The 23,228-nt window shown below is 41.2% G+C and carries 29 protein-coding genes and 1 pseudogene; 13 read left to right on the forward strand and 17 right to left on the reverse strand.

Annotated elements, in window-relative coordinates:
- Window positions 1-4: 4 nt before the first annotated feature.
- Window positions 5-649 (reverse strand): hypothetical protein, encoded by a 645-nt coding sequence (locus LC586_RS25495; protein WP_229488037.1) that lies wholly within the window; start codon window positions 647-649, stop codon window positions 5-7.
- Between the two features lie 124 nt (window positions 650-773).
- Here LC586_RS25495 and LC586_RS25500 point away from each other — a divergent pair, with 124 nt between their 5' ends.
- Window positions 774-1,337, forward strand: coding sequence for a Uma2 family endonuclease (locus LC586_RS25500; RefSeq protein ID WP_229488038.1), 564 nt, complete (start codon window positions 774-776; stop codon window positions 1,335-1,337).
- Window positions 1,338-1,460: 123 nt separating this feature from the next.
- Here the strand turns inward: LC586_RS25500 and LC586_RS25505 are convergent, their stop codons facing one another.
- The 6 genes from LC586_RS25505 to LC586_RS25530 form a co-directional block, all read right to left on the reverse strand.
- Window positions 1,461-2,999 carry a GUN4 domain-containing protein gene (locus LC586_RS25505; protein WP_229488039.1) on the reverse strand — a complete coding sequence of 513 codons (1,539 nt, stop codon included), beginning with the start codon at window positions 2,997-2,999 and terminating at the stop codon, window positions 1,461-1,463.
- Window positions 3,000-3,177: 178 nt separating this feature from the next.
- A complete protein-coding gene (locus LC586_RS25510; protein WP_229488040.1) occupies window positions 3,178-3,675 on the reverse strand; it encodes a hypothetical protein in 498 nt (165 codons plus the stop codon).
- A 367-nt stretch (window positions 3,676-4,042) separates the two neighbouring features.
- Window positions 4,043-4,558 carry a siphovirus Gp157 family protein gene (locus tag LC586_RS25515; protein ID WP_229488041.1) on the reverse strand — a complete coding sequence of 172 codons (516 nt, stop codon included), beginning with the start codon at window positions 4,556-4,558 and terminating at the stop codon, window positions 4,043-4,045.
- Between the two features lie 2 nt (window positions 4,559-4,560).
- A complete protein-coding gene (locus tag LC586_RS25520; protein WP_229488042.1) occupies window positions 4,561-4,824 on the reverse strand; it encodes a hypothetical protein in 264 nt (87 codons plus the stop codon).
- Window positions 4,825-4,906: 82 nt separating this feature from the next.
- On the reverse strand, window positions 4,907-5,353 hold the full coding sequence (locus LC586_RS25525) for an HNH endonuclease (RefSeq protein ID WP_229488043.1): 447 nt from the start codon (window positions 5,351-5,353) through the stop codon (window positions 4,907-4,909).
- Between the two features lie 2 nt (window positions 5,354-5,355).
- A complete protein-coding gene (locus LC586_RS25530) occupies window positions 5,356-5,598 on the reverse strand; it encodes a hypothetical protein (protein WP_229488044.1) in 243 nt (80 codons plus the stop codon).
- A 122-nt stretch (window positions 5,599-5,720) separates the two neighbouring features.
- Here LC586_RS25530 and LC586_RS25535 point away from each other — a divergent pair, with 122 nt between their 5' ends.
- Window positions 5,721-6,341, forward strand: coding sequence for a hypothetical protein (locus tag LC586_RS25535; RefSeq protein ID WP_229488045.1), 621 nt, complete (start codon window positions 5,721-5,723; stop codon window positions 6,339-6,341).
- Window positions 6,342-6,503: 162 nt separating this feature from the next.
- Here LC586_RS25535 and LC586_RS25540 read toward each other — a convergent pair whose 3' ends face one another.
- The 4 genes from LC586_RS25540 to LC586_RS25555 form a co-directional block, all read right to left on the reverse strand.
- Window positions 6,504-7,859 (reverse strand): hypothetical protein, encoded by a 1,356-nt coding sequence (locus tag LC586_RS25540; protein WP_229488046.1) that lies wholly within the window; start codon window positions 7,857-7,859, stop codon window positions 6,504-6,506.
- Between the two features lie 132 nt (window positions 7,860-7,991).
- Complete coding sequence (locus tag LC586_RS25545) at window positions 7,992-9,497, reverse strand: relaxase/mobilization nuclease domain-containing protein (RefSeq protein ID WP_229488047.1); 1,506 nt, start codon at window positions 9,495-9,497, stop codon at window positions 7,992-7,994.
- Window positions 9,494-9,868, reverse strand: coding sequence for a plasmid mobilization protein (locus tag LC586_RS25550; protein ID WP_228043408.1), 375 nt, complete (start codon window positions 9,866-9,868; stop codon window positions 9,494-9,496). Before LC586_RS25550 ends, LC586_RS25545 begins: the two co-directional genes overlap by 4 nt.
- 29 nt (window positions 9,869-9,897) lie before the next feature.
- Window positions 9,898-10,134: a hypothetical protein gene (locus LC586_RS25555; protein ID WP_229488048.1), complete on the reverse strand. Its 237-nt coding sequence runs from the start codon at window positions 10,132-10,134 to the stop codon at window positions 9,898-9,900.
- 534 nt (window positions 10,135-10,668) lie between these two features.
- Between LC586_RS25555 and LC586_RS25560 the strand changes: the two genes are divergently transcribed.
- The 5 genes from LC586_RS25560 to LC586_RS25580 all read left to right on the forward strand — a co-directional run bounded on the left by LC586_RS25560 (window position 10,669) and on the right by LC586_RS25580 (window position 14,874).
- Window positions 10,669-11,817, forward strand: a complete 1,149-nt coding sequence (locus tag LC586_RS25560; protein WP_229488049.1) for a ParM/StbA family protein — start codon at window positions 10,669-10,671, stop codon at window positions 11,815-11,817.
- 2 nt (window positions 11,818-11,819) lie between these two features.
- Entirely contained in the window at window positions 11,820-12,386 is a 567-nt protein-coding gene (locus LC586_RS25565) for a hypothetical protein (RefSeq protein WP_229488050.1), read from the forward strand.
- Window positions 12,387-12,431: 45 nt separating this feature from the next.
- On the forward strand, window positions 12,432-13,202 hold the full coding sequence (locus LC586_RS25570; protein WP_229488051.1) for a mobilization protein: 771 nt from the start codon (window positions 12,432-12,434) through the stop codon (window positions 13,200-13,202).
- 188 nt (window positions 13,203-13,390) lie between these two features.
- Window positions 13,391-14,176 carry a DUF6753 family protein gene (locus tag LC586_RS25575; protein ID WP_229488052.1) on the forward strand — a complete coding sequence of 262 codons (786 nt, stop codon included), beginning with the start codon at window positions 13,391-13,393 and terminating at the stop codon, window positions 14,174-14,176.
- Between the two features lie 152 nt (window positions 14,177-14,328).
- Entirely contained in the window at window positions 14,329-14,874 is a 546-nt protein-coding gene (locus LC586_RS25580) for a hypothetical protein (RefSeq protein ID WP_229488053.1), read from the forward strand.
- Window positions 14,875-14,952: 78 nt separating this feature from the next.
- On the opposite strand, the gene LC586_RS25585 is transcribed toward LC586_RS25580, so the two are convergent.
- The 3 genes from LC586_RS25585 to LC586_RS25595 all read right to left on the reverse strand — a co-directional run bounded on the left by LC586_RS25585 (window position 14,953) and on the right by LC586_RS25595 (window position 16,719).
- A complete protein-coding gene (locus LC586_RS25585) occupies window positions 14,953-15,276 on the reverse strand; it encodes a hypothetical protein (protein WP_094332201.1) in 324 nt (107 codons plus the stop codon).
- 185 nt (window positions 15,277-15,461) lie between these two features.
- Entirely contained in the window at window positions 15,462-15,893 is a 432-nt protein-coding gene (locus tag LC586_RS25590) for a hypothetical protein (RefSeq protein ID WP_069069520.1), read from the reverse strand.
- A gap of 172 nt (window positions 15,894-16,065) precedes the next feature.
- Window positions 16,066-16,719 carry a primosomal protein gene (locus LC586_RS25595; protein WP_229488054.1) on the reverse strand — a complete coding sequence of 218 codons (654 nt, stop codon included), beginning with the start codon at window positions 16,717-16,719 and terminating at the stop codon, window positions 16,066-16,068.
- 476 nt (window positions 16,720-17,195) lie between these two features.
- Between LC586_RS25595 and LC586_RS25600 the strand changes: the two genes are divergently transcribed.
- Complete coding sequence (locus LC586_RS25600; RefSeq protein ID WP_229488055.1) at window positions 17,196-18,824, forward strand: ATP-binding protein; 1,629 nt, start codon at window positions 17,196-17,198, stop codon at window positions 18,822-18,824.
- Between the two features lie 28 nt (window positions 18,825-18,852).
- Window positions 18,853-19,002 carry a hypothetical protein gene (locus LC586_RS25605; protein ID WP_229488056.1) on the forward strand — a complete coding sequence of 50 codons (150 nt, stop codon included), beginning with the start codon at window positions 18,853-18,855 and terminating at the stop codon, window positions 19,000-19,002.
- A 52-nt stretch (window positions 19,003-19,054) separates the two neighbouring features.
- Here LC586_RS25605 and LC586_RS25610 read toward each other — a convergent pair whose 3' ends face one another.
- Complete coding sequence (locus LC586_RS25610) at window positions 19,055-19,345, reverse strand: hypothetical protein (RefSeq protein ID WP_104902259.1); 291 nt, start codon at window positions 19,343-19,345, stop codon at window positions 19,055-19,057.
- A 2-nt stretch (window positions 19,346-19,347) separates the two neighbouring features.
- Window positions 19,348-20,151: pseudogene (locus LC586_RS25615) on the reverse strand (ParM/StbA family protein); the annotation flags it as partial.
- Between the two features lie 12 nt (window positions 20,152-20,163).
- Between LC586_RS25615 and LC586_RS25620 the strand changes: the two are divergent.
- Window positions 20,164-20,703: a ParA family protein gene (locus LC586_RS25620; RefSeq protein ID WP_309143403.1), complete on the forward strand. Its 540-nt coding sequence runs from the start codon at window positions 20,164-20,166 to the stop codon at window positions 20,701-20,703.
- A complete protein-coding gene (locus LC586_RS25625) occupies window positions 20,696-21,154 on the forward strand; it encodes a carboxysome distribution maintenance protein McdB (RefSeq protein ID WP_190882436.1) in 459 nt (152 codons plus the stop codon). The genes LC586_RS25620 and LC586_RS25625 overlap by 8 nt, the downstream gene beginning before the upstream one ends.
- A gap of 108 nt (window positions 21,155-21,262) precedes the next feature.
- Here LC586_RS25625 and LC586_RS25630 read toward each other — a convergent pair whose 3' ends face one another.
- Window positions 21,263-21,637 (reverse strand): XRE family transcriptional regulator, encoded by a 375-nt coding sequence (locus LC586_RS25630; RefSeq protein ID WP_229488058.1) that lies wholly within the window; start codon window positions 21,635-21,637, stop codon window positions 21,263-21,265.
- A 283-nt stretch (window positions 21,638-21,920) separates the two neighbouring features.
- Here LC586_RS25630 and LC586_RS25635 point away from each other — a divergent pair, with 283 nt between their 5' ends.
- Together LC586_RS25635 and LC586_RS25640 are read left to right on the forward strand one after the other, a co-directional pair.
- Window positions 21,921-22,814 carry a MarR family transcriptional regulator gene (locus tag LC586_RS25635; protein ID WP_229488059.1) on the forward strand — a complete coding sequence of 298 codons (894 nt, stop codon included), beginning with the start codon at window positions 21,921-21,923 and terminating at the stop codon, window positions 22,812-22,814.
- Window positions 22,811-23,228 (forward strand): DnaB-like helicase N-terminal domain-containing protein (locus tag LC586_RS25640; protein WP_309143402.1); only part of this gene is annotated, 418 nt, incomplete at its 3' end. The genes LC586_RS25635 and LC586_RS25640, both read left to right, overlap by 4 nt.

The raw sequence follows: 23,228 nt of genomic DNA on the forward strand, positions 1-23,228 counted from the left end.
GCATTTAAAACAGTGAGATTTGCGTAGTATTACTGGCTAATTTAGTAGTATCTGAGCTAGCAGTTTCAGTGCGAACTGGAGTCTGGGTAGTGGGCGGTTTATTGGTTTTGACAGCTTTAGTCTGGGCTATATTCCGGCGAATTTGGCGATTAGGAAAATCAGCTTTCAGTTCATCCAGTAATTGAACAATTGCAGGTGGGAAATCACCGAGTTCTTCTTGATTGAGCATGGTAACTACAGGGAAATCACCGTGACTGCTGGCAGCAATCATTACAGGTCTATCTCCTGTTTGTTGTGTAGGTAGTAAAGTGATGACAATTTGAACTTTACATTGCTCGAAAATAAATGGTTCTACTTGATTTACCTTGTTGGTAGCAGATGTTTCTATATCATGGTCGTCTAACTGATGAGAGTCGATTTCATCTTCGGCATAGCTATTTTCATCACTTACTGGTTCTAAAAGTTGCAAAAAGTTAGCTTTACCTGCACGCAAGCGTTCCCTGTCAAATAGCAATCCTAAAGCTTGGAATTGTTCTTCAGCAGTGGTTTTTCCCTGTTGTTCTGAAATGTAAGATTTTAAAGTTTCAGATGTAACAGTGAGGTTGGCTTTGACAATGGCCTGTTCTGGTGTTAGCCATTTTGTAGTCATAGCTTTTTTGGCCTTGTTAACTGGTGTGCAAGCAGTTGTGGCGGTAGCCAGAAGTAAAAACAGTTTTTGAGAGTAGGGTACTGCTAGACTAAAACATATCCCCTTTGCTTTTCTCGACTGAGCCATGTCTACGGTAATTACCCAATCCCTGACTCTGGAGGAGTTTCTCAAGCTACCAGAAACAAAGCCTGCAAGCGTTTACATTAATGGTGAGATTATTCAGAAGCCAATGCCAAAAGGGAAGCATAGCCGATTACAGTTAAGGCTATGCAACAGTATCAACGATGTTGCCGAAAGCCTTCATGTTGCTTATGCCTTTCCAGAACTGCGGTGTAGTTTTGGTATCCGCTCAGTAGTACCTGATGTAGCGGTTTTCAGCTGGTCGCGTATTCCCTTTGCTGCTGATGGGGAAGCGCCCAACGATTTTCTGCTTCCTCCAGACTGGACAATTGAAATTCTTTCCCCCGAACAAAGTTCAAATCGAGTTACAGGCAATATTCTCTATTGCTTAGATCATGGTTGCCAATTAGGTTGGTTGATAGACCCAGAAGATCGTTCTATTTTGGTCTTCCGTCCAAATCAACAACCAGAACTTTTGCAGGGTGATGAGCGTTTGCCAGTGTTAGCCGGGATAGACTTGGAGTTAACTGTTACTCAGGTGTTTGGTTGGCTAAAAATGAGCAGTTAGAGAAACAGATGAAACACTATTTATTTTAGAAACCAGGCTTAATTCAGTTACTGAAATGATATTGAGCCGAGATACCAATAACAATTGCAAACCTCGCCTCACCTTTGCCAGTGTTCACAAAAGTCAATCTGGCGGGTACTCCCTAATACGAGAGAAGAGAATCCTCATTTTTCTCCCTGGCAACAGCCCCCACCAAACTAGAGCCGGGAGATGCCCCTCTGGGGCATCTGTATTAAAGATAAGATCATTCCAATCTTTAACAATTAAATCCTTCCTCTTCGTCCACCCAACACGTTCGGCAAATCTTGTGAAGGCTCTTTCATCGTATTTGCCGTCAACTTTACCACCAACTTCTAAATAAATTTTCTTCTGAACGCTAAAGCCAAAGCGATTATCACTAAGTTCTCTCCAATAGTTGTCTATTCTGTCCAGAACAACTTGGGGAAATTTTGACAGACCATTAGAACTAATCTTGTCATCTTCGTTAAGTCCCAAAACTTCAAGCATCATCGAATAGGTTATAGAGTCTGCCGCTTTCCATTCTTTATGACCTAGCGCTGCCATTAGATAATGGTATTCTAAATAATCAGTTCGAGGTGACTTAATTTCGCCTCTAATTTCTCCTATCGGATAAATGTTACAGTCTACAAGTCTTCGCGCGAAATGAGGAACAAAAGTTGCGTCAGCCCAAACAATATTATTCCTTGTCTCCTCTGGGAGCCCCTCTTGCATTTCTTTCGAAAATAGCACAGCCCTGGTAAAATAAATACGAAGAGGGAAATGTCCCAGAGAAGCTTCTTGTATATTAAATTTACCTTCTCCATATTCAATCCAATTAATATCCCATTCCTCACCCTTCACCCACCCGACACAATCAGCAAATTTGATCAAGACTTTTGTTGTTTCTAACGTAAATTCATAGTTGTTAAGATTGCCACCAACGTTTAGATAGATTTCTTTTTGAACGCTGAAGCCAAAGCGCCCATTGCTGTGCTTTACCCACAATTGGTCTATTGTACGCAGGTCGGTGCAAGGAAAAACCTTGACTTTTGTATCCCATAACCCTTGACCTTCTTTGATCTCCATAATCTGGAGCATCCGCAAATAGGTTTCACGGTCGGCTTCTTTCCAATTTCCATCTGCTAGTAATTTGCTTAGTCGGTTGTAGTTTACACCACAAGCACTACTAAGGTCATCCAGTTCAAGTATTTCAATAATTTTACTTACAACTTTATCTATCCCAAGGGAACTATACACACCTAACATTTCAACTAATTTCTTCGCAAAGTCCGGATTTTTCGTAAAGTATTGCTCAACATTTTTTTCATTCACTCCTCCATGCCAAATAGGTAGTATGACCTTTGTACCATCTTGTTCCCTGCACATCAGCGAGTTTAATTCATAGTATGTCCATTCTATTTCCTTATCTATTTCCTTATCTATTTTCTTACCGAAGAAATTAGGGCTGAGTACAACAATCCCATACCTTGATTTTGAAAGAGCTTCATCGATTTCTTTAGGCAGTTTGTCTCCCAGTTTCAAAGAAAACTCATCATACCAGACATTGTAATTTTTTTTTCGTAACTCTTCAGCTAGAGGTCCCACAAAGCCCTCCTTATCTTTACTAGAATGACTGATAAATACATGATATTCATATGTCATATGGCATCCTTTTGATTATTTTTTGTATATCAACTACCCGTGAGCAAAATGTATTTAGTCTATGTTATTTGAATGCTTTATCGATTGTTGTGACAATATGCTTATCTCAAGTATTGAGACAAAGAAAAATATCATATTTGAAATTATTGGATTCTAATGTAGCCATATTTTTTATCTACTAATGTTCCACACCAACAATCTCAGCCAACGCATTCGCATATTTTTCTAAGTCTTTTCTTAGCGATTCCAGTTGCTCTCGTAATTTCGGTTCTTCCGACCAATTACGTTCATGTTCTTTTGGACTCAGGTGAGGTGGACGTTGGGCTTCCCATGTCTGCAATAACGGATGCCACTTAGCAAGGAAAGGACGCAAACCATTATTTAATACTGCTATCGCAATGCCTCCGACTGAGTTATGAGATGCACCAACATCTGGTCCAGCTTCTTTGAGGACTTGCCGTGTAACAGGAAACAAGTTGTATAGAGATGTCAAAGCCTCTCGTAAAAGTCCTTGGTCTACTTCCAAAGGCTGAACTGCAATGCGGGTGACAAGTTCAACGTAAAGCGACCAAGCCGCTCTCCGCTCCGTAGGGTCAGCTTCCCATTCTGCCGAACCAATACCAAAGGGAAGACTAACAGATACTTTTTTTAATTTAGCAGGGTCAAATCTAGGCATAAATTTGTACTAATTAATATCGCTATGGCTTACAAACTCTAATTTTTGGCAATATATATAAAGCTACAAATGTATAGAACAAGATTCCAGATTGATATTAGCATGTATTGAGCGGAGATGCGCGGCTCAGTACCAAACAGTGCTGAGTGTCGAGTAAAAATCCTCAATAAAATACATTTTCATTCGTTTTGCTGTACGCAGTTCATAACTGCTACTTAAACGTCAAAAAAGAGTTATAAGTAGTAGCCAACAAAACAGTGAAATTCTTGCTGTTGGCTGATAAATTAGTTAAAGCTATTGTTAAGTTAAAAGAGAGTCTTTGAAGTCATGAATTGCTGTTGCTGTCAAAGCATAGATAACTCGGCGCTTACGTATGTATGATGTGAGTGCCATCTACAGGAATACCTTTCTTCCAAGCAGCAATAATAGCTTTCTTGTCTGCTGAGTAAACAGTCTTTTCTCTGCGGTATTTTGGAGACAATTGTTCTGCATCTATCAGCACCTCACAACTTGGCGGATTTTCTTGAATTGTGATGCGAAGTGAATTACCAATCATTTGCTCAGGTAAAATTCCTGCGGCGGTTTGTTCTAAAATAGTTTCATCTAATTTTTGTCGCCAGCGTTCTAGTCTTAATAGTGCTGATTGATGTACAGCTTTTAGATGTTCTAGTCGTTGCTTAATAGCCACTATTTCAGCATCCAGTTGCAATGCTAATTCTGCTTGGATATCAACAACTTCTTCCTGAACTTCCTGAGTTTCCCAAATAGCGGTGATGATCTCAGCTTCTTCTTCAGGAGTCTGGCAATTAGTTAGCTGTTCCCAGAGATGAGCAGCAGTTTGGGAAAGTCCTGCTAAGGATTGTTGAGCGAGTGCTAAATTCATGACTACCACTCCTCACAAACTTGATAGTATTCATATTCAGCTTCAATCTGTTCTAAGATAGCTATAGTGCCTGAATCTAAATTAGTATTGAAAGATAAATTGGAAGTGACCTTTTGTGTAGGGTGAAGATTTTGATTAGCAGCAATAGTTGAGTCAGCCGAAGTTAAAGTTATTGTCAGTGTTTGCATAAATGTTGCTTGCTTAACGCCAGAAACCGTGGCGCGATAGCGCATCTGGAGAGCAACCGCAGCAAGTTTATCTGTCAATGACTACGATTCCAAACCCTCACATAAATCCTCTAAAAAGTTTAATTTATTAGTGTTTATTAAGATGGATATTCTTTTATTATTATTGACGTAGATCATCAATAGGTAGATGCCAACCTGCTGTTAACCAAAGTTGACGAGAATTTAGAATAAACCCATCATCATGGTCTTGATCATTAAAATCAAAACGACTGCAAGTTGCACGACCTATAGGAGTTGTCCCAATGATGTTTAACCCATTTTTTGTCCAGATAAAATGCTCTGACCAATTTTGATTTCTCGGATTAAATAATGGAACTTCTGTTTGTGTTTCTCGATCAATTCCAGTTGTAAAATTATACCGCCTTTGATTACAACGATGACAAGCTAAAGCCAAATTATTGAGATCGTCTGATCCTCCTAAAGATTGAGGAATAATGTGATCAATAGTAAAGGGTGTTGCATTTGAGCGTTCTGGAGAGTGACAATATTCACACAAGTATTTTGCCCTTTTACGGACGTTTAAGCGAACAAAATTGTTGATGACCACAATTAAGAAGCAAGTTTAGCGTTGATAAAACTGAAGATTTTTTCTAATTCTAATAACCCAGCTAATTCTGCTTGTTCATCTGGATTGAGTAAGTTTTCTTTATTTTTTTCTAATAGTTCCTCTAAACGTATTTGTAATTCTTCAGTAAAAGAAAAAGGACGAAACTGATCGGAAAGATTAAGTTTTATTCCATTTGGTAGCCAAGATGAAGGCTGTTCCATTAATTCTTTCACGGGTATCTCCATTAATGGTGAATAATAATATTATTATGCACTTGGTCAGTAGCTGAGATGAGTTTTCTTGATTACAATTAAGGTTGATACTTGCGAATAAAAACTGTTAAACACGAGCAGCCTGATAACTACTAATGTCTACTGGCTATTACCCGGTTTTTCTTTATCCACCCCTAGCAAGGCGGTTTGCTAACGGTGATCGAGGAAAGGGGTATCTAAAAGCGTTGTTTAAAGGATGCGTTGCATTCCCAGATGGGAATGGTACAGCCAAGCAAGGTGTGAGCGAAAAGGAGTTTTTTCGCCATTTACTGTGTGCGTTTCCAGGAAATCTTATCTGTCAAGCGGTTGAGTTTGAGATTCCAGGTTATCCTCAACGCTACTCGGCTGATTTTATCCTTTACCATCAGTTCTCTGGGGTAGCTCTCGATATTGAGATTGATGAACCTTATGCTGGAGATACAGGTAAACCTCACCACTGCATTGATGTTGATGACGATAAAATCCGTAACCGTTTTTTCTTAGAGCGCAATTGGGGTGTGGTGAGATTTGCAGAAGTTCAGGTGGTGCGTCATCCTTGGAGTTGTTGTAAGGCGATCGCTCAAATCATCGCTCGGTTGACTGGAGATGATAGTGTATTCATATTATTGCAAAGATTGGCTGATGTTCCTTTACAAAAACAGTGGACAAAGCGTGAGGCTAGGCTGATGGCTAAGAACAACTATCGTCAGTCTTATTTACCAAAAATGGGAAAGTAAAACTAGAGATAGTACTTTCAATACTCATCTTTAATAGTCATATAGTCTCCCTGGAATAGGGCTACCGTGTACACACAAGTATTTTGGAGTTGTCCCACACCGTTTTAATCCTGTACAAAGATATGTGTACACGGTAAATTATGGGTAGAAATTGGAAGGGTGTTACATCGATTTTGTCAATCTTGCGTTAACTAATCTTTTTGGTTTTCTTACGCACTGCTTTTTTGATTTACGGTGTGACTTCCACTTATGAATGCTCATGACAATTGAGCCAAAGTCCCGACTGGCAAAGGCTATTGTTTTATTCGCACTGTGCCAAATTGTATTCGCCTCAGTTGATTCAAGTGGAGGTGTACAGCGATCGCAATATCGGTCAAATAGTTGGCGTGGTCCAGGATGATAAGCGATTCCGTGTCTAGTGAGTAAATTAGATGTACCTAGTAAATTACGAGCTAATTTGTAGCCAGAATTGTTTCTGTTTCCCTCAAATTCGCCATAAGTTAGTAAAGTGCGATCGCTCTTCGTTAAACAAATAGACAAAGGAACAGACACTCCGCTAGCGCGTAGCTGTTTAAAAGATGAGCAATTATCTCTGGTTGTAGCCTGTGTTACTGTCCCTCGTCGGCAATGTAAGGTTGAGCGAGGGACGGTCACAGAAGGTTGCACTAGCGCTGCTTGTGGGTCGATAACTTCTCCATTTTTCGCTCTTGTGACAAGCTGCACCCACTTGCGCCAACGTTGCTCAGAAAGTTCATAGGGAAATAAGGCTGTAGAATCAAATGCGGTTTCTAGTTCTTCCACATTGTACTGACAGTTTGACCAATGCTCTAGGGTAATGGGGATGGTTGCACTCAATATTCCATCCACCACCCGTCTGCGAAGCATACCTGGCAATCTCATGGAACGAGCTAAGTTGCAAATGGCTGGATCTGCGTTTTGGATAATCGTCAGTTGGCGATTGAGGTACAGCCATTCAGCAGGATTCAAGGAATGGCTGCATTTAAAGTAAACGTGCAGCGATTTCCCACCTGTGTAAACCACGGCGGCGGGTTCCAAGTTGATTTCATCCTTTAGCCGAACTACAGCTTGTCGCTGCTCACTCAATGCCAAATCATCAATTTCGTAGAATAAACATTGGCATTGACTAACGTGCTGATTGCTGATGCCCTTGTCTGGTTGGTTGGGGTAAAAGCTGACTGTAGCACCAAGGTATGACATTTTAAATGCCAATGCCCAACCATCAGCATAGCGTTTAGGTGTCAGTCGCCAGCAGGTATTGCCTTGTTTGTCTCGACCTCCGTAAGTACAGCAGTAGAGTTGAAATCCTTGCTGGGTGATTTTACCGCAGAGAATGTAGTGGGAGTAGACAAATTGACCATTGCGACAGTAGTTATTCCAGTTTTTAGGTATCATTTCTGTAGGCAAGTCCCAAGAAATCCTGAGCCAAATTTTGGTTTCGGTGGTAAAGCCTATTTGTCTAAGAAATTTAATCGTTGTTTCTCTGGGATTTAAGGTCATGGCAGTTATGCCTAGAGAGTTTATCCCTCTCTAAGTGGCGTTAGCTGCGCTAGAACCAGCTTCTTCACATATAAATATTTGCCTGAAACCTTTAATTAGCTTGGCTCACTCAGGAAAAAATGATAACTGATATCAAAGTTCCCAATTTTGAAGCTCTGGGATTCGCCTTTGATTGGGTTGCAAGTGATTGTTAGTTAGCATCCCATTCCAACCAGCTTCACTGGGAGAAACTTGTTTGGCTTGAGGTAGTTCAGCCAGTATCTCAGCTATCAAGTTCTCAACTTTCTCATTATCTTTAAAAGCGATGACTACTGTATCGATCGCTCGCAAAAATTCTAAAGGTATTTGCTCGCTATCGCCTACACTCCAATACAATGTCGGTTTGCGCTTTTCTTTGTCAACAGTTGATTCTAAGGCAATGACAGAGAGAACTTCAATCGGGTCACTTAGTAGCACTGCTCTTTCTACTGTGGCATCTGTAGCAATCCAAAAACTACCATTTTTCGTCGTTTCAGAGTTGAGAGTAATAGCGGTGAAGTTACCTGTTGGTTCTAGCTGCTTGGCAAGAGTTGGAAGATCATCGAGCGTGCGTTCCACAAATATTGCTTGACCTGTTTGACTTGCATAGAGCCAACCCTTTTCATACAGTTCTGTGAGCAGAGAATTGGGTAAATTGTACTGCTGGCTTAACTTTAGGCGTATTTGCTCCCAGTTTGTTGGTTCTGGTATAGGCAAGGAGTTTGTTTGAGTAACTGCTGGTATAGGATTTTCAACAGTTTGCTCCATGAGTTTCTGGATACGTTTGTCATCCTGTTTTGGAGGTACTGCTGGTATAGGATTTTCAACAGCTTGTTCCATGAGTTTCTGGATGCGTTTGTCATCCCGCTTGGGATTGTAGTTTACACCTCGATGCTTTTGTAAACCAGGAAAGGTATATGCTTTACCCAGATGCGTACCACTAAAAGCCACACCATCAAGTTGATAACTAATGCCTTTGACAATGCCTGTGCGAGTATAACCAACACGGACATTAATACCTTGTTGTTGCGTTCGCTCTATTAACTCTGGCATAGTGGGATGGTCGTGTGTTGCTTGGTCGAGCGATCGCTGGAGTCTCACTCTAACGCTTTCCTCTCCAGTTCTGGCAATGTGCCTACGTTCGCCAGTAGTTGGACTGTGCTTATCTTTTTCCCAACTTGGTTGCACTGATTGTAAATTGTATTCCTGCTCCAACTTGCGAATTACCGCTTCACTTCTGCGATCGTCCCAGCTATCAGAAACTGTAGTGCCATCTAATTGAATGCGACTGGCAGCAATATGTATGTGTTCATGAGTCCGGTCAGTATGCCGCACTACGACATATTGGTTCATATCAAAACCCATTGCTTGCAGATACTTCTGGGCGATTTCATCCCAAGTATCATCATCTAAACTCTCTTTATGGGCCAAACTGAGAGAAGCGTGATAAACAGCCCTGCTCACCTTCGGGTTTAATCTTCGAGATATACCAAATTCAGCTGCTAATTCGCGTGGGTTTGTTCCTTCCATATTCCCACCGATTTGTCTTGCCCCATCTTTGCCAAAGAGGTAGTTTAGCAGTCCCCGGAAACTTTTACCTTTGATGTGCTTGCCAATCATGCTTCATCTTGCAAATCAGTGATTAAATCAATTTCAGCAATCTCTCGCCGCACCTGTTTCACCAAATCTCTTACCTGTGACAACAATGCTCTATCTACGACCACAGGTTCTCCCATGAGTACTGAAGTATTGATTGCTTTAGCTATTTGATTGAGGTTGTTGCCTATTTTCCCCAACTCCCAGTAAGTTTGGCCTGCTACTTTGGTGACACGCCTGGGCAATCTATTTTTCAGAGTCTTGGCACGAAACAACTCACTCATAGTGAGATTATTTTCATCTGCCATTAACTGTGCTTTCTCGTATTCTGCCAAAGTCAGTCTAATGTCTATCCTGTGTGAGCGTTTTTGTCGCATTATTGATGCATTAGTCATTAGCTGTTTTAAGTTTGACGACTGCACTATCATTTGTCATTGACCAAGCGGTTACTTACGATTCTGGTTCGATACCAAGATGCGATGCGAGATAATGAAATGCGCTGCAATAGGTTTGGTTGAGTACTAAGGAAGTCAAGATAGCGATCGCCTATGGCGGGGCGTAGCTCATCGCGCAATTGAAAAGCTAATCCGCCCAAACCTTGCAGAAATTTTCCAGGCTGAACTCCTAACGAGGTTTTTCGTATTATCTTCCCCTCTGTCACGGTGGTTGACCTACTTAGGTAGGGGAACCGTGAAAAGAGGGCAAGTTTGTTGCCGCACCTGGGGGTGCGTTTTTTCTCCCCAGAAAAAATGTCCGGACAGCAACATAGCTTGCTACTCACCAAAGGTTTTTTTGGGCTACTCGAATCAACTGTTAGATGAATATGTGATGGATCTCTAATGGATTTGTATTGGATCTTTCATCGCATAATTTTTGTCAATAGCCAAGTATTGTTGCAAATAAAAATTATACATAGAATACGTATCTCAGACTAATGGATCTCTATTGGATCAACATTGTCACTGTAATGGATCTGCAATGGCTCGTTCGTGGATCTGGCATGGATCTGTAATGACGCACTTTTCTAAATTGAATTTTTTAGCAGAAAAGTAACGACTTAATTAATAGCAGCGAAAAAAAAATAACCAATTGGCTAAAATTTGGCTCCAACAAAATGGTCAGTAGAGTGATGTTCACAGCCAATATTTGCATTTAAGTTAAAAGCAGCTTTTATGGATAATCAGAGCCACAGTCAATGTCAAACCTGATAGTCAGTTTTGACCCTGGTGCTTCCTTGACTAAGATTGTTTACGAACTAGCAACTGAAGGCAAACCATGTTTGATGACAATGGAACCAGAAATGCTGAAATTGCCTCAAAGTTCGATTGACGCTTATATGTCAAGTTGCAAGGGTCTTGAATCTCCTAAACCAGCAGATGAAGCCTGGGTGTCAAATCCTGCGGATGGTGATACACAATGTACAGTAGTTGGATTCCTGGCACGGCAGTTTTCAGCATCTGCCAGACTCGATAAGCTCAAGTACGAAACCTCAATTCACAAAGCCTTAGCGGTTATTGGTGCGATCGCTCAACACAACAAATTGCCTAACAGGTTTTCACTATCACTGACCTCACTACTGCCCTATGGTGAATATCAAAATCGCCAAGCATTTGAGCAACAGTTACAGTCTGCACTCAAGGATTTTAGGTTTCGGGGTCAAAGATTGCGAGTGAAATTGGAGCGATTCGAGTGCTTACCCGAAGGTGCGGGATTAGCAATGATTCGCCAACGCCAGAATGGTAAAGAATGGTTTAACGCTCAAACCATCGCAGTGCTAATGTTCGGGCATCGCAACACCAGCCTTCTATTATTTGAACGGGGCAAGATGACGGCGGGTTACACCAATGGACTGGGCTTTCACCAAATGGTAAAGCGAGTAATTGAGCGCACATCTGGACAGGATGCCACTGCTTTGACCTCTGCCATCTATGCAGCCGGTTCAGATATCACGACTGATAACCAAGCAATTCGCACTCTGGTCAAAAGCAGAGAACCTAAAAACATTAATTATGAATTACAGATGATTGTTAATGCCATTGCTACTGCTAAAGCTGAGTATTGGTCTAGGCTTTACGATTGGCTGGAATCAACTTTACCTGCGGTGAACGAGGTGATTTTGAGTGGTGGCGCAGCATTGTACTTAGAGCAAGAGTTACAAGAGTGCTTTCAAGAAATTTCAACTTATTGGGGTGCTGACTTACAGCAACAGGTACAAGAAGTATTCAAGGATAAAAGTAATGATTATTACCGTACTTTCCGAGAGCAGGAAGCTTTGTCGTTTAGGTTGATTGATGCGTTTGGTTTGTTTATGCGGTTTAGAGCGCAAATTGAGAAGGTGGCATAACTATGACTAATAATAAATTACGTAAAAATCATGACACTAATAGACAGCGCAAAATTTTTAGATTTTCTTACCATCCTTACTCAAATACAGTAGACGGCCAGTTAATCACATATTTGCAACAGGGAGATGAAGCACGTTCTAGCAAAGAGATGGTATTGCAGGCATTACGAATGTGCTGGTTGCCTTTAGCATACAAAACACAAGCAGATGCAGGTGTAGATATTAGCGATCAAGAACTGCGTCGGGTAGGGTTGATTTGTTGTCATGCCCTGGAACAACATTTGGCTTATTTACGAATGGAACTAGGATTACCACATAAACCAAGTGATGTTTTGCCTATGCCTATAAGCACTATGACCAATCCTCAAACGCTTGCTACTATGTTCGGTCTAGATGCAGCTAATTTCAGTCACATTAATCCTGATGATAATAGTGGCGAAAACAAAGGTATTAGTAATAGTAATAACAATAGTAACAGCACGCAAAAACACAAAATAGATTCTGATTCCTTCATTCCTGGTGAGGGGTCTTTCTATGATGATACAGACAATATGTTTGAGGATATTTAAGTATTTATTAATGCACATATAGTCAAATCACAAAGGAGATTGAAAATGGCAGCAATTCACTTCATGGATGGTGAAAAAGGTGGAGTTGGCAAGTCTTTGTTTGCACGGGTTATGGTGCAATACTGCATTGACAATAAACTCTCTTATGAGTTGGTAGAAGCAGACCAAAGTAATCCAGATGTGGGCGCATTTTACCCAGATAATCATAAAACAGCAGTTTTTAGCGAATCAGAGCGTAAAGCTTACGATGCTGATGAAATTTTTAATTTAGCACTAACAACTTCAGTCATTGTCAATTTACCTGCTCAAGTATACCCAGCAGTAACTGATTGGATTGAGCGTAATCAAATCCTAGAACTTACTGGGAAAAATAAGGTCAAAATATACAAATGGTTTGTTTGTAGTGGTGGATATGACAGCGTTCAATTATTTATGCAATCTCTCGAACGCTTTGAAAACAAAATTAAGCACATATTTGTACGCAATTATGGTTTATGCGATGACTGGAAACATGTAGATGGACGTAAGAATTTACAGGAATTAATCAAAGCTTATAAAGTAGCTGTCATCAATTTTCCCAAGTTCAGCTATCGAGAACGAGATATTCTTGATGCCAATCAGATAAATTTTTCTGCGGCTAGAGATTATGGAGAGTTAGGTGTATTGGGTAAGCAGCGATTACACAATTTTCTCAAAAAAGCTTCTGACGAAATTGATCAAGCTAAAATTTGGAACCTTCCGGCAGCTTCAATTACTTCCCCAACAGAAAAAGTTGATGATGCTAATGTCAACGGCAAGGTTGCTACCAAGAAGTAATTTAATTCAGGAGTGCTGTTATCCGTAGCGGGGCGTTTAGCCCGTGCAATTAATTTTACTTATTTACTCAGGACTCGTTACTCAGCACTCAGCACTGTTTCGGTGACATCTCCCACCATCAAATCGGATTCCTATACCAAATGAGCGTGGGGGATGAGGACGCGAATTAGCTAAAAGTAAATACAAATATGAGTAATTCTCACACTGAAGAACTCGATTTAGACGATGAGTTTTTGGATTCAGTAGTTGCTAGAGGCAAAGGACTGAGCCAAATTCCTTACCCAACTTTATTAGATTTAGCCATTCGAGGTAAAGATGATTCATTTAAAGCTAGGGTTTGGGAAATAGTAGTCCAAACTGGACTAGACCCTGATGACCCAGCATTTCTGATGATGATTGCTACTGGCAGGCTACAAGTGCTGTTGGAAGACAATCCCAAAGAAATGGAAGCAATGTTTGACCTGTGGCAAACGCAGCTTTATGACCATCTCCAGACATATGAAAAGGCAGCAGTAAAAGGTCAGCAAAAAGCGATCGCTCAGGCTGTAACAGGATTAATTAGGCGTACTGAATTTGAGCGTGCTATTCATTCAGTTCCCTCTTTAATTGCTGCGGGAATACTGCTATTAATTGCAGCTGGAGTGGGTGGACTGGTAAGTATAGGTGGAATGTCTTGGTATCAATCCAGTCATCTAGATCCTGCTGGGCCACGCCAACTCACACAAGCCCAAGCCAACGCTTTGGAATGGGCAACCAGTAATGAAGGTAAGTTTGCTCACAATCTAATGCAATGGAATCAAGATTTGCTGAGTCGTGATCAAAACGGTCAACTTACTTGTGCTAGGGATGTCAAGCGTTTGGGGGTAACACTGGAAATTGGAGCAAGTAGCAGAAAAGCCTCATCCGGGTTCTGCACGTTATGGACATCACCTGCTAATCAGCGCAAGTTTGTATCTAAACCGCGTCTACCTTGAAAACCGTAGTTTTTTGGAATTAGGGTAAAGCTCAGAACTCAAGGCACGACCGAATAATATACTCTCCTTAAAAACTCCAGGTTTCAAAATAGACGGAGTTTAAGTTAAAAAATTAGTTGTCAATTTCTCAATCGTAAAAGAGGATTCAGCAGATGTTTACCTGCAAAGTTAACTGGCTTTGGCTGCTGGTAATAGGAGGTATAGTTACAGCTTGTACCCCTAATACTGTAAATGTCAGTGGCAAGGATAAGAGGAATACGACTCAAGCTCAAGCTCAAACTGTGCCTGATTATCCGCCGATGTATGACGTGGATATTAAAGTTTGTGGCAACATCATTGCCCCTCTCAAGGATGGAAAACGTTGTGTCAATCAACAATTACGTTTGTGGGGCCCAGTAGGAGAGGCAAAATTAGTTCGTGCTGGTATTTCTCTGCCATCAGTTTCTAGCGTAGAGCATAAATTAGCGATCGCCTCGAAAGGCTGTTATCCTGTTTATTCACAACCTGACCAACAGCAGTTTTATTGGGCTAATTCCATTATTCAAGTCAACAGGGGAGAAACTGCACCTACAGTCGAAGTTAAGCCAACTCAACTTTCAAACCAGCAGATTGATGAGTTAATGACTAGTAAACTTTCCAGTCGGACAATTACAACATTTGGTGGGGCGGGGTGCGAAGCTGCATCTTCGGTAAAATAAAGCTTTTACGGTTGAGGGTGGGTGGGCAAAAAAGTTACCCCACATTTTAGTGGGGCTACTGTCAGAGTCAGCAGGTAATTATGAAGCTTCAGCCCATCTAGCTGTACGTTGTTGTTTATGAGCTTTACGCCGCTCCCGTACTGCATCCAAATCTTTCAGTCCATACAGACGTTTGGCGTATGCTAGTAGTTCATTGATAGGAGTTTCGCTATAGTCCTGGCGAAACTGAATGTTATGTTCGTTCCAATCAAACTCTTGCTGATTAAAACGTGCTTGAGCAGCAAGTTCTCTACCTGATTCCTCACGTAAAACTTCCAGTACCATTAATCGCACTTTATCCTGATAACCTATTACTTGATCCAACGCTTTTGTTTGTTGCTGATTACGAGTCATTTGAGTCATTTGATTATCCTTTGATTAACGAATTGCTACATCTTACCTAGACAGCATCGACAGATGCCTTCTGAGTTAGAGTTCACTTTTGAATCTCTTCAATTCAGCAGCAATCGCTGCCTTCAATTCTGTTTTTTTGATGCGGGTGGGCGGGAAATACAATGCCCTGAATTAGATAATTCAGGGCATTGTAATTAATCGTCAATTTCTATATCTTCGTCATCTTCATCTTGTTCAAAATCGTCATTTATCAAGTCATCAGAGTTGCTACTTAAACCATTGAGTCCGTCCATGCGTTTAGACCGAGCAGCTTTATGAGAAGCACGTCTATCTCGAATTTCATCAAGATTATTCAAGCCGTAAAGTTTGCGGGCATAATTCACCAGTTCTTTTAATGGTGTATTTACATAGTCTTTACGGAATTGAGAATTGTGTTTGTCCCAATCAAACTCTTGTCCGTTAAATCTGGCTGCTGCTGCTAATTCTCTTCCTGATTCTTCCCGCAATACTTCAATTACCATCAGGTGTACTTTTTCCTGATAAGTCATTACTCGTTCTAAAGCAGGAATATGCCTTTCAATTTTACGTGATGCTTTGGCAGTTTTGCGAACGTTAGCGTTAACCATGAGAATTACTCCTTGGTATTTAGTATTTTTCTCATAGAAACAGCATCGAAAGATGCAATTCCCTCCAATTTCAATTATTTATTCAGCAAAAAAATAACCTGTATTGTTTGAGGCAATACATGGTTATTTTGGGTTATTATTCTGTCAATTACTGAGAATAAGTCGGAATTATTTACTCATCTTCATCCAGTTCTTCGTCTAATTCGTCATCTTCATCTAAATCTTCATCGAGTTCATCTTCGATATCCTCCTCATCTTCATCCAGTTCTTCGTCCAGTTCGTCATCTAAATCGTCAAGTTCTTCCTCTTCTTGTTCTTGGAAAGAATTACGACGTTCCAGAGATGCCCGGTTGAATTCCACTAAATCTGCTATTGCTTGCTCTGGGTCAGTGCTGATAGTGTCGTACAGCATACTCATGAAAATTGCCACTACTTCTGGTGCATATTTGAGTGCATCGGGTTGTCCAAACAATTTAGTAAATAATTTGGTATTCCATTTTTGCCAATCAAACTTTTTGTTACCACCTTTCTTTTTGACTTGGGCTGCAATATCAAGTCCGAGTTTTTCACGCGCTGCATGACCTATTTTAGTTGAAACACGCGAATCCCGTAGCTGCAACTTAACACCATATTCTTTGAAGATTAGATTCCGCAATTCCTTCAACAATGCTAATGCCTCTTCTTCTGGTGAAGCATTCGCTACCTTTGATTTAGTTGTAGCGGATGTGCCATTGGTTTTGGCAGATGTTTTAGCATTAGCTGCGTTGCGATTGTTGTTATTGGTTCTAGCTTTAGCGATTCCTTCGGAGCGCTTTGCATACGCCATTTTACAGCTTCCTTTAATGAAGTAAATTTTTCACCTCCTTGCCGCAATCGCGGCTTTCACATCCATTTCCAGACAATTTCCAATTTCAAACTTATTTTTTTAGATGAACCGGAATTTTGTTTGATTTCTTCTGTTTACTATGGATGGCAGGAAATAAGAGAATACTTAACTATTCCTAGTCGTTAGAGTCGGCGTTTAAATGTATTGATAATAATGAATCGAAGTAATTTATAAAAAAGCGATGCCTTCTGGTGCGTCCATTACGCATTGGCGGAGCTTGTCCGCAGGACTTACGGTGGGCGTGGCTATCGCATGTAGACGCGTAGTAGTTACTGAAATTAACGCGGTGCTGGAGGCGATCGCTCTTTTTCACGTCATAAATATAGCCAACCCATTAGTGATAATTATCCGTGTGGCTAAAGCATCATTAATAAATTTGCTCTACAAGGAGAAAGTAAGTTGTTGAAGTCAGATTTATGAAGTTGACAGACTGGCCTGCTCTAGCTAACAAAAATACTCCAATTGTGGCTATGGAGTATCATACGCCTGACAGAATGCAGATATTACAGCAGTTTTACCATTGGGGTGAGGAGCGGTCTTTGTCAGTCTTTGTCTGGAATCCAGGTTACTGTGGACTACAGCAATTAATTCAGCATCAAGGTCAGTACATCTTACAGTCAATTGACAGAGGTAAAGACGGGGACATTATTCAGTATCTTCTGGAGGAATATCAACCAGGCATTTATTTACTGGAGGGAGTGCTAAATCAGGGTGATGGTAGCAAAATAAGTCAAAAATGTAGCTATCAATTACTCAATGCCTGTCATCAAGCTCTCTGGAGTCAGCAACATCATTACTGGGTGTTATTGGAAACTTACGTTCAACTATCTCTAGAATTACAGCCTTTTATTCCTGTACTGTCAAATCCACTTCCAGACCAACAGCAGGTGCAGATAGTTGTGGAGCAGTTTTGTGATGCCTGGGTTGGCCGTAGCCATCATCGCCTTCAGCACTTTGCGGAGTGCGATCGCCGCGCTGTAACTGATCGCAATTCTTGGTTAAAAACAACAGAAAAAACATCAGCACTGCAATTGCTCTTTCGTGCCTGTCAGGGTTTACCCATAGGCGAGATAAATATGCTATTACAGCAATGTCTGGGTTTTGCAGAGCAGCTTGAGGAAATCGCCCAATTAGTGCTAGAGCATAAAGTTAGCAAACTGCGGGGTCGAGGTTTAGAGTACATTGCTCAACCGGATGTACCTTCAGCCGGGGGATTAGATTTACTGGAGAAAAGGTTGGAAACTATTACCTGTCTACTTCAACCTAAAGCAAAGCAATATGGATTGAAGTTTCCCACTGGGATGCTCTTATGGGGGCCACCGGGTACTGGTAAAAGTCTTTCTGCCAAGTTAGCAGCTAAGAAAATGGGATTGCCACTGTTAGCAGCTAATTGGGGTGTACTACTGGGTGATCCTCATCCCGACAGAGCATTAAAGGAGTTTATTACTTTGGTGACTTCCCTTTCTCCCTGTGTACTCTACTGGGATGACTTTGATAAAGGCTTTGCTGGCTGGGACTCCAATGCAGATGGAGGTGTAGCACGGCGGCTATCTGCGGCTTTACTAACTTGGATGCAAGAGCATCAAGAGCCAGTTTATACCATTGCTACTGTCAATCGCTTGTCAATGCTACCTGCGGAATTAGTTCGCCGTTTTGATGATATCTTTTTTGTGGATTTACCCCATGAAGGGGCAAGATATGAAGTTTTCAATCTACATCTAGCTAAGTATTTTCCAGCTTTTCGAGACAATAACTCACCTTGGAGCGATGATCAATGGCGTAGACTGTTGGCTGAATATCGCATTTGCAGTCCAGCAGAAATTGGTAATGCAGTCCGTCGTTGTGCTGAAGAGGCTTTTTATCAAGGTAGACCAGGGGAAATTGAGTTTGAGGATTTGCTGAAACAGCGACAAGAATTTACACCGGCTATGGAGCGAGAGTCAGAACAGATACAAGCAATTCGCAATCAGGCTATTTATGCTAAACCTGTAGCTAGTCAGGATGTCTCTCGATTTGCTTATCAGCACCGAGAGTTATTTGGGTGAGTCGAATGTAATTTTTTAAATTCAGCTTGTGTCGGATTTTAAAATGCCGATGGTAGAAGTATGGTTGGGATTATTGCTGGTTGGGTTTACATTAGAACAACGTGGTAATTTTTATCACAACCATAATGTCTGGGTGAACAGCTCTCTAACTTCGACTGGTGACATCCTTGGGCGCTGACTCTGAGACTACAGCATCGGCTGACCAACCTCACGGGAGCCCTATATTTCCCTTACAAATCAAAATCAAGGCTGAAGGTTTGGTCATCAGAATCCTCTGGTTTAGAGTCTGTAGATAGCTCTTTAGTCGGCTGAATAAGTTGGTTTGACTCAGTATTAATCGGGGTGAAAGCTACTTGTTGAGTGGGGAATGTACCCTTTCTGAAAGCAAAATAACAATCAATGATAAAGTAAAGCGTCTCCAGGTAACTTTTACCTAATTGCTGTGATTCTGCAAATATCCGCTCCCGGTAGCTATCTTTGATCCGAACTTTTTCCGGTGTCAAGTCTTGTTTGTCTGTCATTGTTATAGCTTCCCAGATGTGGTTGTTGGATTCTTGCTGATAATGGTTTTTGCCATTTCTAGAAGCCCAAAGACATTAGCTTCCACTGGATTATCCAGAATTTTGAAACCGTTCTTTTCTAAGAGCTTCTTAAATCCAGGTAAGAGGCAACCTCCACCTATAGCCCAGATTTCATCCCCTTGGTGCTTGGCATCAAGTGTCAAATTCACCACTTTCTTCAAGTATTTTTCATACCAATCTTTCAAACAAGCACTGTATATATCTTTGATATCGATGTCACGGCTGTACTTGGTATGTCCCATCTCCAGACAAAATCGGATTTTGGATGCATCCCCGATTTTTCCGCCATTTAGATGTTTCATTTTTTGGGAAATATCATCAATGAGAACTTCTACACCAATGGGGTAGGCGGTGTGAACTTCTCGTTTCCCCTGGTTGTAACGAGAATACAGAGTCGTACCATTACCAAAGTCTAAAATGGTTAATTTTTTCGGTAGTTGATGCCCAAATAATGCACCCATCCCTTCTAGTACTACTTTCAGCACTTCTACTTTCACATCTGATTGTTTGCCGGCAAGTATCGGCTGATATTCCCCACTTAGTACTTTTTGCAATTCGTCAGCCAGACCTACATCATGTAAGCTGACGACTAATTTTAAATGCCAAGCCTTACGGTATGGAAGATGTGCCAATGCACCAAATAAAGTCAACAACGCATTATTGACTTTGTTTTCATTATTGTCCGTGTTGCGGTCAAAATGATAACCTGTACGGAAAGCTGATTCTCCGACTGTGTAAGCAGTGCCGGTATTTACGAAATCGGAGAAAACCTATGGTTAATTCCTGCTGATGATGGATTAGATAATGCTCAGGAATTTTTGTCCGGGAGCGGTATGGGAGCTATTGTTCTGAGCAAACGCTTAAAAGAGATATCAGATTTATTCCAATACTGCATTGTCGATGCGCCACCTCAGCGATCGCAAATCTGCCTTACATCGTTGGGGGCAGCTGACCATATCATCATTCCTGTAGAAGCATCATCCAAAGGTGTAAATTCTCTCATCCGAACTCTAAGTTTAGTTGAAGAACTTCAAGAAATTGATGCTTTTTCAGGGATAGTGCTTGGCATCTTGCCATTCAGAGATAAATGGGTAGGTAATAACCAAGTCGCACAAAGTAAGGCGAGTATCAGTGCAATGCGAACAATTGCCGAAGAAATAGTCGTTTTACCTTCAATTTTAGAATCTGAACAATTTAAAAAGGCCATAGATAAAGGTGTAAGTTTGTCCTCTCTAGGCTTTGAACAACTCGAAACTCCCTTCCAACAAATTATCGAGAGGTTACAAAAGAATGTCTGATGTTTTTGAGCGCCTTAAGAAAAAGACACGTCCAAGTGTTCCAGCACGGGATACAACACTTGTAAAAGTACAACATGATAACTTACTAAATGACCAAATTACAGAATTTAGTCATTTACCTGAAAAACTAAAACCAGATTTAGATAGTGAGGAAGTTATAAACGATAAGGTAAGCACTTCTAATCAAGAACAGCACTTAGAGTTACCGCAGATTATCAGGCGAACAATCAGGTTAGAACAGGACATTGATACTAACCTAGATAGCTTTTGCAATGTAAATAAAATTACTAGAGATACTTTCTTAGAAGCTGCATTTCTCGTCTGCTCAGAAAATGAGGAATTATTGCAAGAGGTACTAAAGCAAGCTAGAAAACGTTATCAACAGCGTAAACAAGCTGGTGAACAACGCAAATTTCAGACATTGGCTAAGAAAATCAACGTTAACGATTAAGTTAACCCTAATCTATCCGTGAGAGGTTAAGGTAATTGCACAAATGTCCGTGAGGGTGCAGGAAACTACACTTACAAGTTTTAGTCAAATTCTATTGCCAATGGTGAGTTATAAAGCTTTAAGGAACTGCGCTGGTTCTGTAGCCTCACGGCTATTATTCACAAAAATATCAGCAATTAGTCGTAAAACTTCAGCTTGTTCTTCTGGAGGTGCTTCAGCAATTAGCGATCGCAGGCTAATTCCTGGCCTCTGACCAAATAACTCAGATAAATACCACACCCTAGCTTCTACCGGAATAGCCAAAAGTAGCGCTATTAGTTTTGATGCTCCTAGATCCGCCTTCCCGCGACGAAAGCGGGATAACATTACTTCTGACACTTTAGCCTGTTCAGCAGTCTTCTTCGCTTCCAAATTGAAGCGATTCATCATCTCATCGAATAACTGCTGATAACTTTGTGTTTTTTCTGATACAAAACTTTGCATTGCTTTGCTAATTATACTTAAGTTTAACGGTTATACTATTTGATGTTTGATTAAACGACAACGATGATGTATACCCTAATCTTACCAAACTCTTGCTAGGAGTGCTTTTTCCCAGACATATCTTTAATCTTCAGATTACTAGCATAGCCATCAAATAAATACCTTGTCGCGATTGAATATAAAAATTCGTTGACTAAGTGTTAATGATGGACACCTAAAAAATTAGTCTCTATCCCAACGGATCGAGGTGAAATTTTGTCTTTTCATTTGTATTAGCAAAATTGTGACACAACCAAATTCAAAAATTCAGGGACGTTTCTATCCACTTAAGCATGAAGAATGGCTGAAAGCCTGCCGTGAACTCACACCAGCACAGAGGGATGTCCTGTACTACATCCGAACCATTGACCCTTATAACCAAGGGATTGATATCAATGCCGCTGAGGTAGCTCGTCAGCTGTCAGCACCAGAGCGGATAGTCCACAGGCAAACTGTAAGCCGCGCTCTTAAGGAATTAGACGCAAAGGGATTCATTGATCTAGAGCTATTGCAAGTCAGAACCAAGGTGAAACCAAAGGGATTATGGTGCAATGACACACCCGAATTTATTGAAGACACCGATGGTGTGATGATGCACCCAAGGTGTGATGAAGCACCAATGGTGTGTGAAGACACCGATGGTGTGATGACGCACCCAAGGTGTGATGACGCACCGAGTGCGATCGCCACACACCACGCTGGATCACCACGCACCACGATGGATCATGACGCACCATGCGCGATCGCCACGCACCATGCGGAGGCTAAAAGCCTTGTGGAGAGAGAATTTCAAAACCCTAAGATCAATAAGAATTATTTAGACCTTATAAAGACTCTCTCAGAAGAGGAGCGAGCGAATTTTCTAGAATTTTGTGAGGAAAAAACCAAAAATCTTAGCCAGCCAGTGAATGACATTGAGGCATGGTTAGCTCACAAGAACAAAGCCGGAAGAAATCGCTGGGAGGTTTATTACGAAAAATATCTGGCTTCAAAACAGGTACAAGCCAAAAAAACTGAAACAAAAAATGCTCGAGACGAATTCCGTCGAGAAATTGAGGAACGGGAACGACAGGCTCAAAGAGCTTGGGAAGAGTCGCAAAGCCAAAATCTCGTTGAGAACACTGGAGGTGCGACGTGATTGATAAATTGCCACCCCAAAACATCGAAGCGGAAGAGGCGATTTTAGGCGGAATTATGCTTGATCCAGAAGCAATCGATAGGGTGAGCGATGCCTACGGCGGTAAACAACGCTTAATTCCCGAAGCCTTTTACATTAGCGCCCATAAAGATATCTATCAAGCAGCTTCCCGGCTCCACAGTCAAGGTAAACCCACAGACTTGCTTGCAGTCACCAGTTGGTTGGCTGACCACGATTTACTTGTTCGTATCGGCGGGAGAAATAAATTAGCAACTCTGGTAGACCGCACAGTGTCAGCTGTCAACATCGACACCTTAGCCGAGTTGGTAATGGACAAATTCGTGCGTAGACAGTTAATCAAGGCTGGAAATGAAATTGTACATTTGGGTTACGAGACAGAAACTGAGTTACCAC

The sequence above is a fragment of the Nostoc favosum CHAB5714 genome (assembly GCF_020829495.1).
In the GTDB taxonomy this organism is placed as follows: domain Bacteria; phylum Cyanobacteriota; class Cyanobacteriia; order Cyanobacteriales; family Nostocaceae; genus Nostoc; species Nostoc favosum.